Origin of the sequence: Caballeronia glebae (genome assembly GCF_001545035.1) — a bacterium.
Taxonomy (GTDB): Bacteria; Pseudomonadota; Gammaproteobacteria; order Burkholderiales; family Burkholderiaceae; genus Caballeronia; species Caballeronia glebae.
In genome coordinates this window covers 80,397-100,592 of the sequence record NZ_FCOJ02000025.1, presented here as the reverse complement: position 1 = coordinate 100,592, position 20,196 = coordinate 80,397, and the positions used below count along the sequence as shown (strand labels likewise).

Here is a 20,196-nt window from a genome sequence, read left to right as displayed (position 1 = left end):
GACTACGCGCACATGCGCAACGTGTCGAAGCTCGTCGCGGGCGCATCGGCGAGCGCTGGATGGCGGCGCCTCGCCGCGCGGCCGGTGAGCGAGCGCATCATCGGGCAAGGCTCGGATATCGACGTGACGCTGGTGTCGACCGGCGCGCGCGACGAGCAACGCCGCACGCTCGCGCAGGCCTTTGGCACGTGGCGCGACGGCGGGCACTCGTCGCCGCGCGCGTATCTCCTCGCACTCGCGATCGGTGGCGCCATCACGCTCGCCGCCGACGTGCTCGCCGCGCATCAGTTCGCGATCACGAATCTCGTGATGCTCTATCTGCTCGGCGTGATTTTCGCGGCGGTGCGGCTCGGGCGCGGGCCGGGCGTGATGCTGTCGTTTCTGTCGGTCGCCGCGTTCGACTTCTTCTTCGTGCCGCCCGAACTCTCTTTCTCCGTGACGGACACGCAGTATCTGCTGACCTTTCTCGTCATGCTGCTGACCTCGCTCATCATCAGTCATCTGACGTCGAGCTTGCGGCGCGAGGCGCGCATCGCATCGCAACGCGAGCGTCGCACCGGCGCGATGTATGCGATGACCAAGGAACTCGGCGCCGCGTTGATGACCGAGCAGATCATCGAGATCGGCACGCGCCACGTCGCGGAAGTGTTTCAGGCGAAGGTTGCGATGCTCCTGCCCGACGCCGCCGAAAAAGTGCGGCAGAAAGTGGACGAGCCGAATCCCGATGTGACGCTGGATGCCGCGCGGCTCGATCTCGACATCGCGCAATGGGTCTATGACCAGCAGAAGCCGGCGGGCCGCGGCACGGAAACCTTGCCCGCGGCGCAGGCGCTTTATCTGCCGCTCAAGGCGCCGATGCGCACGCGCGGCGTGCTCGCGCTCGCGACCGAGCGCGAAGCCGAACTCGCCGTGCCCGAGCAGCGCCGCATGATCGAGACTTTCGCGTCGCAAATCGCGCTCGCGCTGGAACGCGTGCATTACGTCGAGATCGCGCAGGACGCGCTCGTCAACATGGAATCGGAGCGCTTGCGCAACTCGCTTTTGTCCGCGATATCGCACGATCTGCGCACGCCGCTCACGTCGATCGTCGGCTTCGCTTCGGTGCTGGAGGAAGAGGCGCGCGAAGCGGGCGGCAACTCGCAAGCGTCGCAGGAACTCGTGCACGCGATCCACGAGGAAGCACTGCGCATGAGCGGCCTCGTGACGAATCTGCTCGACATGGCGCGCCTGCAGGCGGGCGCGATCCGCCTGAACCGTCAATGGTCGATGCTCGAAGAAACCGTGGGCGCGGCGCTCGCGGGCTCGCGCCGGGTGCTCGCGGGCCGTCCCGTGCAGACGCGCGTGCCGGCCAACCTGCCGTTGCTGCAACTCGACGCCGTGCTGATGGAGCGTCTCTTCGCCAATCTGCTGGAAAACGCCGCGAAGTACACGCCGCCCGCGACGCCGATCCGCATCGGCGCGGCGCTTGCGCACGACGGCGATGCGCGCTTCGTGCGCGTGTGTATCGACGACGAAGGCCCGGGCGTGCCCGCCGGCATGCAGAGCCGTCTGTTCGACAAGTTCACGCGCGGCGAGAAGGAATCCGCGCAACCGGGCATCGGGCTCGGTCTCGCCATCTGCCGCGCGATCGTGGAGGCGCATGGCGGGCAGATCGGCGTCGAGAATCGTGAAGACGCGAGCGGACGCATACTGGGCGCGCGATTCTGGTTCACGCTGCCGGCAAACGATGCGCCGCCTGAAGCTTTGCCGCCCGACGAGGATGTCGAATCGAAGGCCGCCGCGCCGGGAGCGGACGATGTCTGAGGCGGGCGTATCGGTGGTCGTGATCGAGGACGATCCGCAGATTCGCCGCTTCGTGCGCGCGACCTTGCACGCGCACGGCATGACGGCGATCGAAGCCGACACGGCCGCCGCCGGCCTGCGCGAGGCCGCGACGCGCAAGCCCGATCTGATCGTGATCGATCTCGGCCTGCCGGATGCGGACGGCATCGACGTGATACGCGAGTTGCGCGGCTGGACGCAGACGCCCGTGATCGTGCTCTCGGCGCGCACGGGCGAGCAGGCGAAAGTGGCCGCGCTCGACGCCGGCGCCGACGACTATCTGACCAAGCCGTTCGGCGTGCCCGAACTGCTCGCGCGCATGCGTGCGCAGTTGCGGCGCAACGGGCAGACGCAGGACGAGTCGCCGACCATCCGCTTCGGCGATATCGTCGTCGATCTCGGCAAGCGGCAAGTAACGCGCGAAGGCGCGCCCGTGCGTCTGACGCCGACCGAATACAAGCTTCTGACCGTGCTGATGCGTCATGCGGGCTGCGTGCTCACGCATCGGCAATTGCTGCGCGAAGTGTGGGGACCGGAGCACGTCGGCAATCCGCATTATCTGCGCGTGTACATGGGACATTTGCGGCAGAAGCTGGAGCGCGATCCCGCGCAGCCCGCGCATATCGTGACGGAAACGGGCGTGGGTTATCGGCTGGCGGGCGTCGGCTCAGGCGGCGATTTATGATGTCGGCTCACGAGCAACCTGCAAACCAACGATGAGCCAACCGACCCTGAACGGTCAGCGCGTGCAGCTTCGCCCGCTGCAACGCGAGGACCGCGCCGCCTTGCTCGATGCCGCCGCCGACGGCGAACTCTGGAAGCTGAGCGTGACGGTCGTGCCCGATGAAGACACGATCGACCGCTATATCGACACCGCGCTCGCGGGTCGCGAGGCCGACACCGTCATGCCATTCGTGATCGTGCGAGCCGACGATGCACGTGTCGTCGGCAGCACGCGTTACTGGAAGATCGATCGCGCGAACCGCAAGCTCGAAATCGGCCATACGTGGCTCGCGGCATCGACGCAGCGCACGGGCATCAACACGGAGGCGAAGTATCTGCTGCTCGCGCACGCGTTCGAAGCGATGCACTGCGTGCGCGTGCAATTCACCACCGACGAGCTCAACGAGAAATCGCGCGCGGCGATACTCGGCGTCGGCGCGAAGCAGGAAGGCGTCGTGCGGCACGAGCGCATCATGCCGGACGGCCGCAAGCGCAATTCGGTGCGCTTCTCGATCATCGACGACGAATGGCCCGCCGTCAAAGCGATGCTGCTCGCGAAGCTCATGCAGCTTACGCATCGAGCGTAGCGCGCGACTTCAGTTCCTTCACGCGCGCCTTCATGAACGCGACGAAGCCGCGCGTGACCGTGTCGTCGCGTTGCGCTTGCCATGCGAGTCCGACGCGCCATCGCGCGGGCTGATCGCGCAGGGTCAGCACACGCGCATCGCGCAGCAGATATTGCGCGCGCGACGGCAGGAACGCCGCGCCCACGCCGCCCGCCACCGAAGCGAGCACGGACTGGATATCGTCCGCTTCCTGAATCACGCGCGGCGCGAAATCATGCTCCGCGCACCAGCGATCGATCTGCGCGGCGAGACCCGGCCCGCGCATGCGCGACAGCGCGATGAATCCCGCTTCGTTCAGTTCGTTCAGATCCGCCGGCAGACGCTCGTGGCGCGTGTGCTCGGGCACGGCGAGCGCGAGCGTTTCATCGAGCACGCTGAAGCCGGACAGCCCGGCGCTCGCGGGCATGCGCATGAATCCCACATCGAGCTTGTTCGCGAGGATGCGGCGCGTCTGCTCGTGCGACGAAAGATCGTGCAGCGTGATGCTCACGCCCGGATTGAGCGCGCCGAACGCCGCGATCAGCTTGGGCACATGCGTGAGCGTCGACAAGCACAGGCCGACGCGCAGAAATCCGCGCGCGCCGCTCGCGGCTTCGCGTGCGCGCGCGAGCACGGCATCGGCGTCGCGCACGAGCGATTGCGCATCGTCGATGAAGCTCGCGCCGAACGTCGTCAGATCGGCGCCGTGACGGCCGCGTTCGAAAAGGCGCGCGCCGAGACTTTCTTCGAGCGACGCGATCTGCTTGCTGAGCGCGGGCTGGCTGAGATGCAGCGCTTCGGCGGCGCGGCCGAAGTGGCGCAGTTCGGCGATCGTGAGAAACGTGCGCAGAAGTTTCAATTCCATTTGGCGATCGAACGGGTCAAAACATTCATTTTACTTATCGATGCAGCGGCGCTTCAATGAGGGCGTTCACTCGTTTTCCAGGAGTTTTGCTTGGATGCCACTTCGTTTCGCATCGCCGTGATCGCACCTGAATCGCGGCATGGCGATGCCGCGCGCAATTGCGCGCTCATCGCCGGGAAGCTCGCCGACGCCGCGCGGCAGGGCGTGCGGCTCGCGGTGTTTCCGCCGTCGAGCATCGGCGGCCCGGACGACGATGCAAGCGCCGAACCGTTCGACGGTCCTTTCATTCGCGCTATCGCCGCCGCCGTCGACGAGACCGGCGTCGCCGCGGGCGTCGGCTGGATCGAGCGCACGGAAGACGGCAGGCGCTACGACAGCTACGCGATATGTTTTCCGGGCGGCGCGCGCGTGCGTCATCGCATGCTGCATCCGGCGCATCGCGGCTTGCACAGCGGCAACCGCTTCACCGTGTTCGCTGCACCGGGCGGCGTGCGTATCGGCATATTGATCGGCGCGGACAACGACGTCGTCGAGAACGTGCGCATGACGGCGCTCATGGGCGCGACGCTGCTCATCGCGCCCATGCGCGGCGATCATTCGCCGCGAGCGACACTCGCCGTGCGCGCCGCCGATAACGGCATGTATATCGCCTGCAGCCATGCATCGGGCGAGCAGGCGCTGATCGTCGGTCCGGACGGCCGCGTGCTCGCGCGTCATGCCAACGCGCGTGACGGCATGATCGTCGCGAACGTGCGGCCGTCCGTGGCCGAGGCCAGCGCCGGACAGCGTGCGCGGGCCGCGCGTCGTCCCGATCTCTACGGCCCGCTCACGCGGCAGGGCGATGCCTATCCGATCGCGCCGGAAACCGAACGCACAATGCCGCGCGGTTCGCTGCCGCTCAGCTTCGCGGTCGTGGGCCGCCATCGCGTGACAGGTTGAAGCGAGCCTCCGCACGGCTTTTATGTCCCGATACAATCGGGCGAACAGCCCGGGACGGAGGTTTCGCACATGGATTTGATCATTCGCCGCGCGGCGCTCGTGGACTCGCACGAACTCGTCGATATCGGCATGGAAGCGGGGCGCATCGCCGCGATCGAGCCGCATCTTTCGGCCACCGCGCGCGAGCAGATCGATGCGAACGGCGCGCTCGTCACCGCGCCTTTCGTCGACGCGCACTTTCACATGGACGCGACGCTTTCCTACGGCCTGCCGCGCGTGAATGCGTCCGGCACGCTGCTCGAAGGCATCGCGCTGTGGGGCGAACTGAAACCCGATCTCACGCAGGAAGCGCTCGTCGAGCGCGCGCTGCAGTATTGCGACTGGGCCGTCGCGCGCGGGCTGCTCGCCATTCGTTCTCACGTCGATGTGTGCGATCCGCGCCTGCTGGCCGTGGAAGCGCTCGTCGAAGTGAAACGGCGCGTGAAACCGTATCTCGATCTGCAACTCGTCGCGTTTCCGCAGGACGGCGTGTTGCGCAGCGCGGGCGCGTTCGAGAACCTGAAGCGCGCGATCGCGATGGGCGTCGATGTCGTCGGCGGCATTCCGCACTTCGAGCGCACGATGGCGGACGGCGCGTTGTCCGTGAAACTGCTGTGCGAATACGCGGCGGAGCAGGGCCTGCGCGTGGACATGCATTGCGACGAATCCGACGATCCGATGTCGCGCCACATCGAAACGCTCGCGGCCGAAACGCATCGGCTCGGCCTGCATGGACGCGTGACCGGCTCGCATCTCACGTCGATGCATTCGATGGACAACTACTACGTCAGCAAGCTCATCCCGCTGATGCGCGAAGCGGGCGTCGCGGCGATCGCGAATCCGCTCATCAACATCACGTTGCAGGGACGCTCGGATACCTATCCGAAGCGGCGCGGCATGACGCGCGTGCCGGAACTGATGGCGGCGGGCATCACGGTCGCGTTCGGCCACGATTGCGTGATGGACCCGTGGTACAGCCTCGGCTCCGGCGACATGCTCGAAGTCGCGCACATGGGCCTGCACGTCGGGCAGATGACGGGCGTCGACGCGATGCGCGCGTGCTTCGATGCGGTCACGAAAAACCCCGCGCGCATTCTCGGGCTCGAAGGCTACGGGATCGAAGTGGGCTGCAACGCGGATTGCGTCGTGCTCGACGCGCGCGATCCGATAGAAGCGATTCGCCTGCGCGCGGCGCGCACGGCCGTCATCCGGCGCGGGAAGGTGGTGAGCCGAAGCCCCGCCGTGCGCGCGACGCTGGCGCTCGAAGGGCGGCCGGAGGAGATCGATTTCCGGATCGACAGGCGATAAAAAACCCCACGTTTTTGCGACGTGGGGTTTTTTCGGGGCGAGGCGTCAGTGCAGCGTCTGCTCCGACATGCCGTTATGACGCAGCAACGCGTCGATGTCCGGCTCGCGGCCACGGAAGGCCTTGAACGAGTCCATCGCCGGACGGCTGCCGCCGACTTCGAGAATCTCGCGGCGGTAACGCGTGCCCGTGGTCGCATCGAGCACGGAGCCGTTGCCGGCCTTCGCGGCTTCCTCGAACGCGGCGTAGGCATCGGCGGACAGGACTTCTGCCCACTTGTAGCTGTAGTAGCCCGCCGCGTAACCGCCCGCGAAGATATGGCTGAACGTGTTCGGCCAGCGCGAAAACGGCGCCTGCGGAATCACATGGAACTTCTCGTTGATCGCGCGCGCGAGATCGTTCGCGTTCTGCGTCGCGTCGGCCGGATCGTAGGACGTGTGCAGCACCATGTCGAACATCGAGAAGACGATCTGGCGCAGCGTGCCAAGGCCGCTCTGGAAGTTCTTCGCGGCGAGCATCTTGTCGAAGAGTTCGCGCGGCAGCGGCGCGCCGGTCTCGACGTGCGCGGACATGTCGGTCAACACGTCCCATTCCCAGCAGAAATTCTCCATGAACTGCGACGGCAACTCGACCGCATCCCACTCCACGCCGTTGATGCCCGACACGCCCAGCTCGTCGATGCGCGTCAGCATGTGATGCAGACCGTGCCCGAACTCATGGAATAGCGTGATGACTTCATCGTGCGTGAAGCACGCGGGTTTGCCACCCACCGGTGCCGAGAAGTTACAGGTGAGATACGCGACCGGCGTCTGCACGCCGCCTTCGATGCGCTTGTGACGCGAACGGGCGTCGTCCATCCACGCGCCGCCGCGCTTGCCTTCGCGCGCGTAGAGGTCGAGATAGAACTGCGCGACGAGCGTGCCGTCCTTGTTCTCGACGCGGAAAAAGCGCACGTCCGGATTCCACACGGCGGCCTCATCGCGGCGGATCGACACGTTGAAGAGCGTCTCCGTGACCTTGAACAGGCCCTTCAGCACGGCTTCCTGCGGGAAATACTGCTTCACTTCGTTCTCGGAGAACGAATAGCGCTTCTGACGCAGCTTCTCCGCCGCATACGCGATATCCCACGGCTGCAGCTCGGGCATGCCGAGCTCGGTCGCGGCGAACGCGCGCAGTTCCATCCAGTCGTTTTCGGCGTAGGGCCGGGCGCGCTTCGCGAGGTCTTCGAGGAACGCGATGACTTGCGCGGGCGATTGCGCCATCTTCGGCGCGAGCGACACCTCCGCGAAGTTCTGATAGCCGAGCGTCTTCGCTTCTTCCTCGCGCAACTTCAGATGCTCGGCGACGTTCGCCGTGTTGTCCCATTCGGCTTTGCCGTCGCCGTAAGTTTCACCGAGTTCGGACGCGCGCGTGACGTAGGCGCGATACATCGCCTCGCGCATCGGACGATGTTCGGAATACTGCAGCACCGGGAAATAGGACGGGAAATGCAGCGTGAACTTCCAGCCGTCCTTTCCGTCGCGCTGCGCGGCTTCGTGAGCCCCTTCGATCACGTCGTCGGGCAGGCCGGCGAGATCGCTCTTCTGCGTGACGATGTACGCGTACGCGTTGGTGGAATCGAGCACGTGATCGGAAAACGCCTTGGACAGCGCCGCCTGCTCTTCCTGCAACTGCGCGAAACGCGGCTTGCGGTCTTCGGGCAATTCGGCGCCCGAGAGACGGAAATCGCGCAGGGAATTTTCGAGGATCTTCTTGCGCTCGGCCGACAAGCCGGCGAATTCGGTTCCGGCGGCGATTGCCTTGTACTTTTCGTAGAGCGCGAGATTCTGACCGACGCTCGCGGAAAATTCGGTGACGCGCGGCAGGTTTTCGGCATGCGCGGCGCGGAGTTCGGGGGTATCGGCAACGGCGTTCAGATGGCCGACGATGCCCCACGCGCGCGACAATTTTTCCGATTCCTGCTCGACCGCCTCGACGACGTCTTTCCACGTCGCGGGCGTCTCGGGCGCGCTCGCGCGGTCTACTGCGGCCTTCGCGCTGGCGAGCAGCACATCGAGCGCGGGCGTGACGTGCGCCGGTTGAATCTCGCCGAAACGCGGAAGATCGGAGAAATCGAGCAGCGGATTGGCCGCTGCCGGGGTGGACGTGTTATCGCTCATGGCTCTCCCGTTCTGGTGTTGGGTGAAGCGCGGGCGGGGAGTGTCGCACCTGGGCGGCCCGCGCCGGCTCGTTTCGAGATTATTGGGGCGGGCGCGGCAAATTCCAATCGATTGTTTTCAAGGGGCCGATTCGTACCCGAGCCGCGCCCCCGCGCCGGACTTTACGCCTGCGCCGCGCGCTCGGCCGCTTCGATCGTGTTGACGAGCAGCATCGTGATGGTCATCGGGCCGACGCCGCCCGGCACCGGCGTGATGTAGCCGGCTACTTCCTTCACGCCCGCGAAATCGACGTCGCCGCACAGCTTGCCTTCGTCGTTGCGGTTCATGCCGACGTCGATGACCGTCGCGCCCGGCTTCACCATGTCGGCGGTGAGGATGTTGCGGCGGCCGACCGCGGCGACGATTACATCGGCGTCGCGCGTGTGTTTCGCGAGGTCGCGCGTCTTGCTGTGGCAGATCGTGACGGTCGCGCCCGCTTCGAGCAAGAGGAGCGCCATCGGCTTGCCGACGATGTTCGAACGTCCGATCACGACCGCGTTCGCGCCTTTCAGGTCGATGTCGTGCGCCGCGAACATCTTCATCACGCCGTAGGGCGTGCACGGGCGAAACAGCGGCTTGCCCGTCATGAGCGCGCCCGCATTGGCCACGTGAAAGCCGTCGACGTCCTTTTCCGGCGCGATCGCCTCGATGACCTTGTGGCTGTCGATGTGCGCGGGCAGCGGCAGTTGCACGAGAATGCCGTGGATCGACGGATCGGCGTTCAGTTTCGCGATGTGCGCGAGCAGTTCGTTTTCGGCGAGCGTCGCGGGGAAGCGGTCCATCACCGAGAAGAGGCCGTTGTCCTGGCACGCCTTCACCTTGTTGCGCACGTAGACTTCGCTCGCGGGATTTTCGCCGACGAGCACGACGGCCAGGCCCGGCTGGTGGCCACGGGCGGTGAGGGCGGCGGCGCGCTGGGCGACGTCGGCGCGAAGGGTCTTGGAAAGGGCGTTGCCGTCGATGAGTTGGGCGGTCATGGCGAGTCGGATCGAGGATGGGCGAGGGCGCGCGAGGGCGTGAAGCCGACGCCGCGCCCGCCGCTTTCGTGCGGCGGCGGTGCGCGGCGCTCGCGCATGGTGCTGGGCGCTTTCTTTGCCAATGCGCGGCAGATGCGCCCTTGAGAAGGGCGAAATTATACCGCCGGGCGCTATCGCACGTTTCGCCGGCCCATCCGCGTGACGCTCAGGGCGTCGCCGCCCGCCACGACGAATCCGGGTTGAACGACTTGATCGCCGCCGCGGCGCTGGTTGTTGCCGGGCCGAGATCCTTCTCGTAGATCTGGCCGTCCTGATTGACGATGAAGGTCATTACCCCGGTCTGGCCGTAGCGCGCGGGCGTCGCGATCAGGCCGAAGCCTTGCGTCAGGCGCCCGTCCTGAAGATAGTTCTTCGCGCCGCCCGGTGCGTTCGCGCCCTGCGACGTCAGGATGCGGTAGTGATAGCCGTAGTAGCCGTCCTTGTCGGTCGGCTTGTTCGGCATCGTCGCGGCGAGCGGGCCGAGCGGGCTTTCCGGCTCGCCCGGCGCTGTTTGCCAGTAAAGGCCGTCGTGCTTGCCGCGCGTGCTCACGAAGCGGTCGGCATAGCGCTCCGCCGTCTTGCGATAGTCGTTCTGCGCGGCGACGACCGCGAGCGCGACCTGCATCGCCGAGCGCTCGTTGCGGCCGATGCGTCTCGTCAGCACTTCGTCGTGCCCGGCGCGCATGTCGAAGCGCCAGCCGCCCGCCACCTTGACGATCGGGATCGGCAGCGTCCAGCCGTCCGTGCCCGCTTCGATACGCGCGGCCGGATGGCCGTCGACCGGTTTCGCATCCTCGACGATGCGATGCTGCTGCGCCCACGCGCCCAGATACGCATAGATATCCTGCTCGCCGATGCTGCCTTCGGGCACATATTGGCGATGGTCCTTGCCGAGAACTTTGGCGAGTGCGGTCTCGTCGTTGGTCGCGATGGCGTCGGTGAAGGCTTGCGCCGCCGCTTCGGCAGTCGGGAAAACGGCCTGCGCGTGCGCGAGCGACGCGCCGAGCATGAGCGACGCGGCTGTGAATACAAGCAGGACGGACTTCTTCGATGAGGCGTAGGTCTTCATGTCGGGCTCCTGGGTCTGGCGTTCGCCGCATCCGCGGCGCTTGACGATGGACTCGATCATCAACGGCGGAAGCCTCCGCCGCCGCCTCGATGGCCGCCGCCGCCGCCTCCGCCGCCGTGGAATCCGCCCCCACCGCCGCCGCCGCGCTGCACGCCGCCTCCGCCTGCGCCCACGCCTGGATTGCCGCCGCCACCCGCCTGACGCTGAACGCCGCCGCCCGCACCAGCGCGATCGTGCGACTGATTGGCGAACGACTGGCGGCTCGCCTGTCCGCGCTGCATGTCCTGCCGCGCGCCGTTGCCGTCGCCCGCGCCGCGCAGCGCGTTGTCGCGATTCACGTTCTGCGAGCGCTGATGCAGATCGCTCGTGTCGCGCGCGTTCGGGCCGCCGCTCTGGCGGATGCTCTGCGCGCGCTGACTCGCCGACTCGTTGAGATTCTGGCCGGTGCGCTGCTGCAGCGTCTGGGCGGCTTGAGCGCGGGCATCCTCGCGGCCGCGGAACTGGTTGGCATTTGCGCCCCGGTTCGCGTTATTCAACGTGTTCTGGCGGTTCGCGGCGACGTTGGTCCGGTTGAACTGCGGATCGTTGCGGTTCCAGCGCACGTTGTTGCTGTTCGCGTTGATGCGGTTGTTCACGTTGACGTTGTTATAGCGATTCACGTTGACGTTCACGTCGCCGCGATTCCAGTCGCAATTGCCCCACAGCGAATTCGCGACCGCGACGCCCGCGCCGAACGCGAGGCCGCCAACGAACGCCGACGCCATCGCATAGCCCGGAGGCGGCGGCACGTAGACCGGCGGATACGCCGGATAAGGCCAGGTGCCGTACACGACCGTCGGGTTGTAGGTCGGCACGTAGACCACTTGTGGATTGGCCGGCTCGATCTGGATCACCGTGGTGCTGGTGGTCGTGCTGCCCGCCGGCGCGGGCGCGCTCGTGACCTTTTGCTGTTCGTTCGTCTTGAGATTGCCCGCGGTTTGCGCCGCGCGCCGCAGACGCTGAACCGAGTCCATCACATCGCTCGGCTGCGCGATGAAGGCGTTGCCGAGCTGCGTTACCCAGTCGATCTTGGAGGCCATCGTCGCGAGCGCCTGCGGGAACGCGACGAGCGACTGCACGCTCGGGTCCCACGGCTCCGATTGCACGGCTTTAACCGCGTCGTCGCCCTTGACGTTCGGATTCGCCTTCGACCATGCGGCCGCGTCTGTGATCTGCGACGGATACGTCGACGCCATCAGCGCTTGCGCGAGCAGCGCATCGGGATACAGCGCGACCGGCGCGGTCAGCGCATCGAGTTGCTGGTTCGTGAGCTTCTGGCCGGCTGGCGCGGCGTTCTGCGCCTGCGCGTCGCCGGAATACGCGGCGAAAAGCGGCATGGCGGCGAGCGTGACGGCGAGTGCGATCGCTCTCACCGTGCCGATACGCGAACCAATGACCCGAATTCGTTTCGACATCGAATCCCCCGTGCAAGACGTTGCGAATAGCCGGAATGAAGCGAGAACATCGGGTAGTGATCCGGCGTGATTCAGCCAATATCACTTTTCAGTTCGGCAGACAACGAACTTCGTGGGAGGAAGACGCGGGCGCATTCGCTCGAAAGCGCGCCGATAAAGGCGCGGCCGGCATGTCGATGCCGGCCGCGAAGGGGCGTGCCGCAGTCGTTACTGCTGCGGTTTGTTCGACAGCGCGAGACGCAGCAGATCGGCGACCGTGTTCACGGAGAGCTTCTCCATGATGTTCGCGCGATGCGCTTCGACCGTCTTGATGCTGATGCCGAGATCGTCGGCGATCTGCTTGTTGAGGCGCCCCGCGATGATGCGCTCCAGCACCTGATGCTCGCGTGCCGTCAGCTTGCCGAGGCGTTCGGCGGCGGCGCGCTGCTGCTGCACGCTGGTGCTTTCGTTGCGCGCCTTCTCCAGCATGCGCTCGACGAGCTTGCGCAGTTCGGCTTCGTCGAACGGCTTTTCGATGAAGTCCATCGCGCCTTTTTTCATCGTCGAGACGGCCATGGGCACGTCGCCGTGACCCGTCACGAAGATGATCGGCAGAAGCGAATTCTCGGCGATGAGTTTCTCCTGCAGTTCGAGACCCGTCATGCCGGCCATGCGCACGTCGAGAATCAGACAGGAGATCGCGCCGGAATGGGCGACCGGCAGATAGACGTCGAGGAACGATTCCGCGCTGGAGAAACACTGAACGCGATAGCCGTTTGCTTCGAGCAGCCAACGCAAGGAATCACGTACGGCTTCGTCATCGTCGACGACGAAGACGGTTTCCTGAGTGGTGACTGTGCTCATAGTTCTCCCGTAACTGTTTGTTGTCTCGTATGTTCGTCTTGCGCATCCGTGCCGCCCGTGCCCGAGCTGCCTTCCACTTCGCCGATCGGCAGGCTGCAGTGGAAGGTCGCGCCGGTCACGTGGCCGTCCGCTTCGACGTTGTTGACCACCCAAAGTCGTCCGCGATGCGACTCGATGATCGAGCGGCAGATGTTCAGCCCCATGCCCATGCCGTCGGACTTGGTGCTGTAAAACGGTTCGAAGAGGCGCTCGGCGGTCGCCTCGTCCACGCCCGGACCCTGATCGACCACGCTGATGCACACGACGCCGCCGTCCATGCGCTTCACGACGACGCGTATCACCGGATCGACGGCGTTCGGTTTCGCATCATGCATCGCCTCGGCCGCGTTTTTCAACAGGTTGACCAACACTTGTTCGATCAAAACCGGGTCGACGTAGATCACCGGCATGCGCGAGCGAATTTCGGTGACGATGCGGATCTTGCGTTTGCGCGCCTCGATCTCGGCGAGACCGACCGCGTCCGCGACGATATCCGCGACGCGCGCGGCCTGGCGCTTGGGCTCGCTGCGCTTCACGAATTCGCGAATGCGCTTGATGATCATGCCCGCGCGCACCGCCTGCTGCGCGGTCTTTTCGAGCACGGGAAGAAGCGTTTCCTGCGTCATGCGCCCGGACTTCACCAGCGCGACGCAGCCCGAACAATAGTTGTTGATCGCGGCGAGCGGCTGATTCAACTCGTGCGCGAGCGACGAAGCCATTTCGCCCATGGTCATCAGACGGCTCGTGAACTGGAGCTTCTCTTCCTGCTGATGCGCGAGTTCCTGCGCCTGCTTGCGCTGGGTGATGTCTGTTGCGATCTGCATTTGCGCGAGATGGCCGTCGACCCATTGAATGTACTGGCGGCGCACCTCGAACCACTTCTGGATGCCTTCGACGTAGACCTCCTGCGCATCTGCCGAGCTTTCGGTGAGCGCGGTGGCGGGCAGGCCCGCGTAGGTGTCGACCATGTCGATGGTGTCGGAGGAACTTTGCGAACTGCCGTCGAACGCCGCGCCCGCGAGCTCCAGATGACCGTCCGGACGAATGCCGAAAAGATGCCGGTAATAGCGGTTCGCGAAGAGCAGTTCGGCTTCGTCGGCGGCGAGCACAGAGACGGCGGCGTCGAGGCTTTCGAGCACCGTCGTGAAGCGCTCGTGCGCGGCGGCGAGTTCTTCGCGCGCGCGCTTGGGTTCGGTGATGTCGGTCATCGACGACATCCAGCCCGTCTGACGGCCCGAACTGTCGATGAGCGGCGAGACATAAAGCCGCGCGTGGAAGAACGAACCGTCCTTGCGGCGCACGCGCAGTTCGAACCCGGAAGAGGGCGCCTTGCCGCGCAGGGTCATGTCGAGCTGACGCTGCATCTCCGGATACGCGTCGCGCGGCCAATACGGGAAGGGCGCGTTCTTGCCGACGAGATCGCTCTCGTCCCAGCCCGTCATGCGGCAGAACGCGGGATTCACGTGCGTGATGCGGCCGTGCATGTCGAGCACGCGCATGCCGATCAGCACGGAGTTTTCCATCGCGCGGCGAAAGAACGCTTCGGCGTAGAGCGCCTGCTGCGCCTCGAAGCGCTGACGCGTGTGTTTCCACAGGCTCCAGAGACTCCACAGCACGAAGCACGACAAACCCGCGACGAGCCAGACGAGCGTGTTGTTGGTGAAGTTCGTGAGTTGCGGATACGAATAGACGCGCACCGACAAACCTTGTCCGGGCGGGTCGAGCGGCAGGTCGTAGAACATGTCGCGCGGCAGGCGCGGGCGGCTCGACGTCGTGGCGAGCTCGCGGTTGTTCAAATCGGTGATGGAAATCTTGTACTTCGCCGACAATTCGCTCGGAATGTCGTGCTTCAGAACGCCTTCGATCGAGAACACCGCGGCGACCGAGCCGAGGAACTCGCGGTCGCGGAAAACCGGCGTTTGCAGCGTGATATAGCCATTACCGAGATCGTCGTAGAGCAACGGCGAGTAGACTTGGCGGCGAGTGGTGCGCGCTTCGTCGAACGCGGCTTGCAGCGCCTCGTCCATTTGCGTGTCGTTCGGTTTCGCCAGACGTGAACCGAGCACGGGCAGCGGCGTATTGGGCCAGCGCGGCTTATGCTCGCTCGTGTACCAGTTCATGTAGAGGATCTCGGGATGCCCCTGCATGATGTCGGTGGACGACGTCTGGAAAGTTTGCGGGTCGCCGTGGCCGGTCGCGATGTCGCGTGCGAGCGCCTGAATCTGCTCCTGCGCGCCGGTCATCGACAGGCGTATTTGTTGCTGGGCCCAGGCGACGTTGCGGTAGAGCGTGTCTTCCTGCTGCTGTTGCTCGCGCCGGTTCAGACTCCAGAGAATGAGACTCATCACGACCAGGAATACCAGGATCGAAATAAGCGGCGTGAGTAAATAGGAGTTCGACCACCACGGTCCGTGGTGCCAGCGGGAGGGCGAGGCGTCGGTCGGCTTGCGCCCGACTCGCGCCGAGCGTTTGATCAGCCGTTCGGTCAACATGGAAGCGATTGTAACGCAGCGCCTGATTGTTAATTGGCGTAAAAAGACGGTAAAGAAAGCTCGATTGCGGGAAAAGGAGGAGAAACATCTGAACAAAAAAGTCTTATCGGACGGTGCGTTGCAACAATTTTTCGCATGGTGAGATGAACTCTCATGATTTGAAAAATTCCTTGCATCATGGTCTGGACCCTCTTTAAAATTGCCGGCACGCGGCCAGTGCCCGCCTTCGATCGGCGTGCGCCGGCGGTTTTCAGAGAGAGTGTTCCTCACATCAGGAGACGAGCATGTCCGCTGTACCCGACGAAGTTCTCAAATATGTCGCCAACGCCAAGGACGACGATCCTCAGGAAACCGCCGAGTGGCTCGATGCGCTCGACGGCGTGATTTCCGCGGTCGGTCCTGATCGCGCGCACTACCTGATCGAGAAACAGATCGAATTCGCCCGCGTGCACGGCGAGCACCTGCCGTTCTCGGCGAACACGCCGTACATCAACACGATCCCCGTCGCCTCGCAGTCGAAGATCCCGGGCGATCAGGACATCGAACACCGGATCCGCTCGTACACCCGCTGGAACGCCATCGCGATGGTGCTGCGCGCCGGCAAGGACACGAACGTCGGTGGTCACATCGCATCGTTCGCATCGGCCGCGACGCTGTACGACGTCGGCTTCAATCACTTCTGGCACGCTCCGTCGAAAGAACACGGCGGCGACCTCGTGTTCGTGCAGGGCCACTCGTCGCCGGGCGTGTACTCGCGCGCGTTCCTGCTTGGCCGCCTGACCGAGAAGCAACTGAACAACTTCCGCCAGGAAGTGGGCGGCGAGGGCATCTCGTCGTATCCGCACCCGTGGCTGATGCCGGATTTCTGGCAATTCCCGACCGTGTCGATGGGCCTCGGCCCGATCATGGCGATTTATCAGGCGCGCTTCATGAAGTACATGGCGGCGCGCGGCATGGCGAAGACAGAAGGCCGCAAGGTCTGGGCGTTCCTCGGCGACGGCGAAACGGACGAGCCGGAATCGCTCGGCGCGATCGGCATGGCCGGCCGCGAGCGTCTCGACAACCTCGTGTTCGTCATCAACTGCAATCTGCAGCGTCTGGACGGTCCGGTGCGCGGCAACGGCAAGATCATCCAGGAACTCGAAAGCGAATTCCGCGGTGCGGGCTGGAACGTCATCAAGGTCATCTGGGGCAGCCGCTGGGACGCGCTCTTCGCGCGCGACAGAACTGGCGCGCTCATGCGCCGCATGATGGAAGTCGTCGACGGCGAATACCAGACGTACAAGTCGGAGTCGGGCGCGTTCGTGCGCGAGCACTTCTTCAATACGCCGGAACTGAAGGCGCTGGTTTCCGACTGGTCCGATGAAGACATCTGGAACCTGAATCGCGGCGGCCACGATCCGCACAAGATCTACGCGGCTTTCGACGCAGCGACCAAGACGAAGGGCGCGCCGACCGTCATCCTCGCCAAGACCATCAAGGGCTATGGCATGGGCGAGCACGGCCAGGCGATGAACATCACGCACCAGCAGAAGAAGCTGCCGATCGACACGCTGAAGAAATTCCGCGACCAGTTCCGTCTGCCGCTGACCGACGAGCAAATCGTCGACGTGCCGTATCTCACGTTCGAGGAAGGTTCGAAGGAACTCGAATACATGCGCCAGAAGCGCATGGATCTGGGCGGCTATCTGCCGGCGCGCCGCGAGAAGGCGGAGTCGCTGCCGGTGCTGGCGCTCGCTGCATTCGAGCCGCTGCTCAAGGGCACGGGCGAAGGCCGCGAAATCTCCACGACGATGGCGTTCGTGCGGATTCTCAACATCCTTCTGAAGGACAAGGCGCTCGGCAAGCGCATCGTGCCGATCGTCCCGGACGAGTCGCGCACCTTCGGCATGGAAGGCCTCTTCCGCCAGATCGGCATCTGGAATCAGGACGGCCAGAAGTACATTCCGGAAGACTCCGACCAGCTGATGTTCTACAAGGAATCGGAGACCGGTCAGATCCTGCAGGAAGGCATCAACGAAGCGGGTGGCATGTGTGACTGGATCGCGGCCGCGACGTCGTACTCGACGCACGGCGAGATCATGATCCCGTTCTACATCTTCTACTCGATGTTCGGCTTCCAGCGTATCGGCGACCTGGCGTGGGCGGCGGGCGACATGCGTTCGCGCGGCTTCCTGCTGGGCGGCACCGCTGGCCGCACGACGCTCAACGGCGAAGGCCTGCAGCACGAAGACGGCCACTCGCTCTTGTGGGCGGCTTCGGTCCCGAATTGCGTGAGCTATGACCCGACGTTCGGCTACGAACTCGCCGTCATCATGCAGGACGGCCTGCGCCGCATGGTCGCGGAGCAGGAGGACGTGTACTACTACATCACGGTGATGAACGAGAACTACGAGCATCCGGCGATCCCGCAAGGCGACGCCGTTGCTGCGGACATCATCAAGGGCATGTACGCGTTCAGGAAGGCCGATGCCGCGGGCAAGGCGCACGTCCAGTTGCTGGGCGCGGGCACGATCTTCAACGAAGTGATCGCCGCCGCCGAACTGCTCAAGAACGACTGGGGCGTGAGCTCCGACCTCTGGAGCGTGCCGAGCTTCACCGAACTGGCGCGCGACGGTCAGGCGTGCGAGCGCTACAACCTCCTGCATCCGACCGAAGAGAAGCGCCAGCCGCACGTCACGGCGCTGCTCAAGGGCGCGAAGGGTCCGGTGATCGCATCGACGGACTACATCCGCGCGCTCGTCGACCAGATTCGCGGCTATGTGCCGAACAAGTTCGTGGTGCTCGGCACCGACGGCTACGGCCGCTCGGATACGCGCGAAGCACTGCGCCACTTCTTCGAAGTCGACCGCTACTGGGTGACGGCGGCTGCGCTCAACGCGCTGGCCGACGAAGGCACCATCGAGCGAAGGGTCGTCGCTGAGGCGATCAAGAAGTACAACCTCGACCCGTCCAAACCCAATCCGATGACCGTCTAAAGGCATCGCCCCCGAGCGTTGTGACGCGGCCTCTTTCCGAAACGGAAAGAGGCCGCGTGCAGCCCTGGAGACACTAATAATGAGTCAAGCGATCGAAGTCAAAGTGCCGGACATCGGCGATTTCAAGGATATCCCCGTGATCGAGGTGCTGGTCAAGGTGGGTGATACGGTCGAACCTGAGCAATCGCTCGTCACGCTGGAATCCGACAAGGCCACGATGGACGTGCCGAGTTCGGCAGCAGGCGTCGTGAAGGAAGTGAAGGTCAAGGTCGGCGATAACGTGTCGGAAGGCACGCTCATCATCGTGCTGGAAACCGCCAACGCAGAGGCACCGGCGGCTGCGGCTGCACCTGCGGCGGCGCCTGCACCGGCACCAGCGCCAGCAGCGAGCGGCGGCGGTACGGTCGAAGTGAAGGTGCCGGACATCGGCGACTTCAAGGACATTCCGATCATCGAGATCGCCGTGAAGGTGGGCGACAAGGTCGAGAAGGAACAGTCGCTCGTCACGCTCGAATCCGACAAGGCGACCATGGATGTGCCTTCGCCTGCATCGGGCACGGTCAAGGAACTGAAGGTCAAAGTCGGCGATAACGTGTCGGAAGGCACGCTGATCATCGTGCTGGAAGGCGGCGACGGCGGCGCGGCCGCGGCGCCCGCCGCGAAGCAGGAAGCGCCGAAGCCGGTCGAAGCGCCGCCCGATGCGCCGGCCAAGCCCGCGCCGTCGAAGGAACCGGCTTCCGCGCTCGCGCAGGCGCCCGTCATGCCGGCCGGCGACGGCACGCGCACGTCGAGCCACGCTTCGCCTTCGGTGCGCAAGTTCGCGCGCGAACTCGGCGTCGATGTGTCGCGCGTGCGCGGTTCGGGTCCGAAGGGCCGCATCACGCAAGGCGACATCACCGCGTTCGTGAAGGGCGTCATGTCCGGTCAGGGCGCAGCGCCCGCAGCGGCGGCTCCGGCTGGCGGCGGTGGCGGCGAACTGGGGCTGCTGCCGTGGCCGAAGGTCGACTTCACGAAGTTCGGCCCGGTCGATCCGAAGCCGCTGTCGCGCATCAAGAAGATCTCGGGCGCGAATTTGCATCGCAACTGGGTGATGATTCCGCACGTCACGAACAACGACGAAGCGGACATCACCGAGCTCGAAGAACTGCGCATCAAGCTGAACAAGGAACACGAAAAGGCGGGCGTGAAGTTCACGATGCTCGCGTTCGTCATCAAGGCCGTGGTCTCGGCGCTCAAGAAGTTCCCGGACTTCAACGCGAGCCTGGACGGCGACAACCTCGTGTTCAAGAAGTACTACCACGTCGGTTTCGCGGCCGATACGCCGAACGGCCTCGTCGTTCCGGTGATCCGCGACGCCGACAAGAAGGGCCTCGTCGATATCGCCAAGGAAATGGCGGAGTTGTCGAAGCTCGCGCGCGACGGCAAGCTCAAGCCCGATCAGATGCAGGGCGGCTGCTTCTCGATCTCGTCGCTGGGCGGCATCGGCGGAACGCACTTCACGCCGATCATCAACGCGCCCGAAGTCGCGATTCTCGGTTTGTCGCGCGGCTATCAGAAGCCGGTGTGGGACGGCAAGCAGTTCGTGCCGCGCCTCACGCTGCCAATGTCGCTGTCGTACGACCATCGCGTCATCGACGGTGCCTCCGCTGCGCGCTTTAACGCTTATCTGTCGGCGATTCTGGCGGATTTCCGTCGCATCATTCTTTGATCGTGGCGCGCGCTTCGTTCGTTGGCGGATGAAGCGCGCGATCCCAGCCGACGGCGGAACCGGCGTGTCCGGTTCCATCCGCTCTTCTATTCAGGGGACAA

General features: G+C 64.9%; 15 protein-coding genes. 8 read left to right on the top strand and 7 right to left on the bottom strand.

Annotation, left to right across the window (positions count from 1 at the left end; all coding sequences use genetic code 11):
• The 3 genes from AWB82_RS18635 to AWB82_RS18625 all read left to right on the top strand — a co-directional run.
• Positions 1-1,803, top strand: a 1,803-nt coding sequence (locus AWB82_RS18635; protein WP_143756771.1) for a DUF4118 domain-containing protein, incomplete at its 5' end; no start/stop codon positions are given.
• Positions 1,796-2,506, top strand: a complete 711-nt coding sequence (locus tag AWB82_RS18630; RefSeq protein ID WP_086969746.1) for a response regulator — start codon at positions 1,796-1,798, stop codon at positions 2,504-2,506. The genes AWB82_RS18635 and AWB82_RS18630, both read left to right, overlap by 8 nt.
• A 31-nt stretch (positions 2,507-2,537) precedes the next feature.
• The gene (locus AWB82_RS18625; RefSeq protein WP_086969744.1) at positions 2,538-3,131 is read left to right on the top strand and encodes a GNAT family N-acetyltransferase; all 594 of its coding nucleotides are present in this window, start codon (positions 2,538-2,540) and stop codon (positions 3,129-3,131) included.
• Here AWB82_RS18625 and AWB82_RS18620 read toward each other — a convergent pair.
• Positions 3,115-4,014: a LysR family transcriptional regulator gene (locus AWB82_RS18620; RefSeq protein ID WP_086969742.1), complete on the bottom strand. Its 900-nt coding sequence runs from the start codon at positions 4,012-4,014 to the stop codon at positions 3,115-3,117. The two genes, AWB82_RS18625 and AWB82_RS18620, sit on opposite strands and share 17 nt — an antisense overlap.
• A gap of 90 nt (positions 4,015-4,104) precedes the next feature.
• On the opposite strand from AWB82_RS18620, the gene AWB82_RS18615 reads away from it, so the two are divergent.
• Both AWB82_RS18615 and AWB82_RS18610 read left to right on the top strand, forming a co-directional pair.
• A complete protein-coding gene (locus AWB82_RS18615) occupies positions 4,105-4,953 on the top strand; it encodes a nitrilase-related carbon-nitrogen hydrolase (protein WP_086969740.1) in 849 nt (282 codons plus the stop codon).
• 69 nt (positions 4,954-5,022) lie between these two features.
• Positions 5,023-6,300 carry an amidohydrolase family protein gene (locus AWB82_RS18610; RefSeq protein WP_086969739.1) on the top strand — a complete coding sequence of 426 codons (1,278 nt, stop codon included), beginning with the start codon at positions 5,023-5,025 and terminating at the stop codon, positions 6,298-6,300.
• 45 nt (positions 6,301-6,345) lie between these two features.
• On the opposite strand, the gene AWB82_RS18605 is transcribed toward AWB82_RS18610, so the two are convergent.
• The 6 genes from AWB82_RS18605 to fixL all read right to left on the bottom strand — a co-directional run bounded on the left by AWB82_RS18605 (position 6,346) and on the right by fixL (position 15,409).
• The gene (locus tag AWB82_RS18605; protein WP_086969737.1) at positions 6,346-8,457 is read right to left on the bottom strand and encodes a M3 family metallopeptidase; all 2,112 of its coding nucleotides are present in this window, start codon (positions 8,455-8,457) and stop codon (positions 6,346-6,348) included.
• Positions 8,458-8,618: 161 nt separating this feature from the next.
• Entirely contained in the window at positions 8,619-9,473 is an 855-nt protein-coding gene (gene folD, locus AWB82_RS18600; protein WP_086969735.1) for a bifunctional methylenetetrahydrofolate dehydrogenase/methenyltetrahydrofolate cyclohydrolase FolD, read from the bottom strand.
• A gap of 205 nt (positions 9,474-9,678) precedes the next feature.
• Positions 9,679-10,581 (bottom strand): DUF2950 domain-containing protein, encoded by a 903-nt coding sequence (locus tag AWB82_RS18595; protein WP_235023346.1) that lies wholly within the window; start codon positions 10,579-10,581, stop codon positions 9,679-9,681.
• A gap of 59 nt (positions 10,582-10,640) precedes the next feature.
• A complete protein-coding gene (locus tag AWB82_RS18590; RefSeq protein ID WP_200818140.1) occupies positions 10,641-12,035 on the bottom strand; it encodes a DUF3300 domain-containing protein in 1,395 nt (464 codons plus the stop codon).
• A 207-nt stretch (positions 12,036-12,242) separates the two neighbouring features.
• Positions 12,243-12,878 (bottom strand): oxygen response regulator transcription factor FixJ, encoded by a 636-nt coding sequence (gene fixJ, locus AWB82_RS18585; protein ID WP_086969731.1) that lies wholly within the window; start codon positions 12,876-12,878, stop codon positions 12,243-12,245.
• On the bottom strand, positions 12,875-15,409 hold the full coding sequence (gene fixL / locus AWB82_RS18580) for an oxygen sensor histidine kinase FixL (RefSeq protein WP_086969729.1): 2,535 nt from the start codon (positions 15,407-15,409) through the stop codon (positions 12,875-12,877). The genes fixJ and fixL overlap by 4 nt, the downstream gene beginning before the upstream one ends.
• Between fixL and AWB82_RS37675 the strand changes: the two genes are divergently transcribed.
• The 3 genes from AWB82_RS37675 to aceF all read left to right on the top strand — a co-directional run bounded on the left by AWB82_RS37675 (position 15,408) and on the right by aceF (position 20,095).
• Entirely contained in the window at positions 15,408-15,551 is a 144-nt protein-coding gene (locus tag AWB82_RS37675) for a hypothetical protein (protein ID WP_159462600.1), read from the top strand. The genes fixL and AWB82_RS37675 overlap by 2 nt on opposite strands.
• A gap of 142 nt (positions 15,552-15,693) precedes the next feature.
• Positions 15,694-18,387, top strand: coding sequence for a pyruvate dehydrogenase (acetyl-transferring), homodimeric type (gene aceE / locus AWB82_RS18575; protein WP_086969726.1), 2,694 nt, complete (start codon positions 15,694-15,696; stop codon positions 18,385-18,387).
• 79 nt (positions 18,388-18,466) lie between these two features.
• The gene (gene aceF / locus AWB82_RS18570; RefSeq protein WP_086969724.1) at positions 18,467-20,095 is read left to right on the top strand and encodes a dihydrolipoyllysine-residue acetyltransferase; all 1,629 of its coding nucleotides are present in this window, start codon (positions 18,467-18,469) and stop codon (positions 20,093-20,095) included.
• The last annotated feature ends 101 nt before the right edge of the window (positions 20,096-20,196 follow it).

Bases quoted from the DNA above. Each gene is read 5' to 3' on its own strand.
- AWB82_RS18630 (WP_086969746.1), top strand. From the start codon at position 1,796: ATGTCTGAGGCGGGCGTATCGGTGGTCGTGATCGAGGACGATCCGCAG.
- AWB82_RS18625 (WP_086969744.1), top strand. From the start codon at position 2,538: ATGAGCCAACCGACCCTGAACGGTCAGCGCGTGCAGCTTCGCCCGCTG.
- AWB82_RS18620 (WP_086969742.1), bottom strand. From the start codon at position 4,014: ATGGAATTGAAACTTCTGCGCACGTTTCTCACGATCGCCGAACTGCGC.
- AWB82_RS18610 (WP_086969739.1), top strand. From the start codon at position 5,023: ATGGATTTGATCATTCGCCGCGCGGCGCTCGTGGACTCGCACGAACTC.
- AWB82_RS18605 (WP_086969737.1), bottom strand. From the start codon at position 8,457: ATGAGCGATAACACGTCCACCCCGGCAGCGGCCAATCCGCTGCTCGAT.
- folD (WP_086969735.1), bottom strand. From the start codon at position 9,473: ATGACCGCCCAACTCATCGACGGCAACGCCCTTTCCAAGACCCTTCGC.
- AWB82_RS18595 (WP_235023346.1), bottom strand. From the start codon at position 10,581: ATGAAGACCTACGCCTCATCGAAGAAGTCCGTCCTGCTTGTATTCACA.
- AWB82_RS18590 (WP_200818140.1), bottom strand. From the start codon at position 12,035: ATGTCGAAACGAATTCGGGTCATTGGTTCGCGTATCGGCACGGTGAGA.
- fixJ (WP_086969731.1), bottom strand. From the start codon at position 12,878: ATGAGCACAGTCACCACTCAGGAAACCGTCTTCGTCGTCGACGATGAC.
- AWB82_RS37675 (WP_159462600.1), top strand. From the start codon at position 15,408: ATGGAAGCGATTGTAACGCAGCGCCTGATTGTTAATTGGCGTAAAAAG.
- fixL (WP_086969729.1), bottom strand. From the start codon at position 15,409: ATGTTGACCGAACGGCTGATCAAACGCTCGGCGCGAGTCGGGCGCAAG.
- aceE (WP_086969726.1), top strand. From the start codon at position 15,694: ATGTCCGCTGTACCCGACGAAGTTCTCAAATATGTCGCCAACGCCAAG.
- aceF (WP_086969724.1), top strand. From the start codon at position 18,467: ATGAGTCAAGCGATCGAAGTCAAAGTGCCGGACATCGGCGATTTCAAG.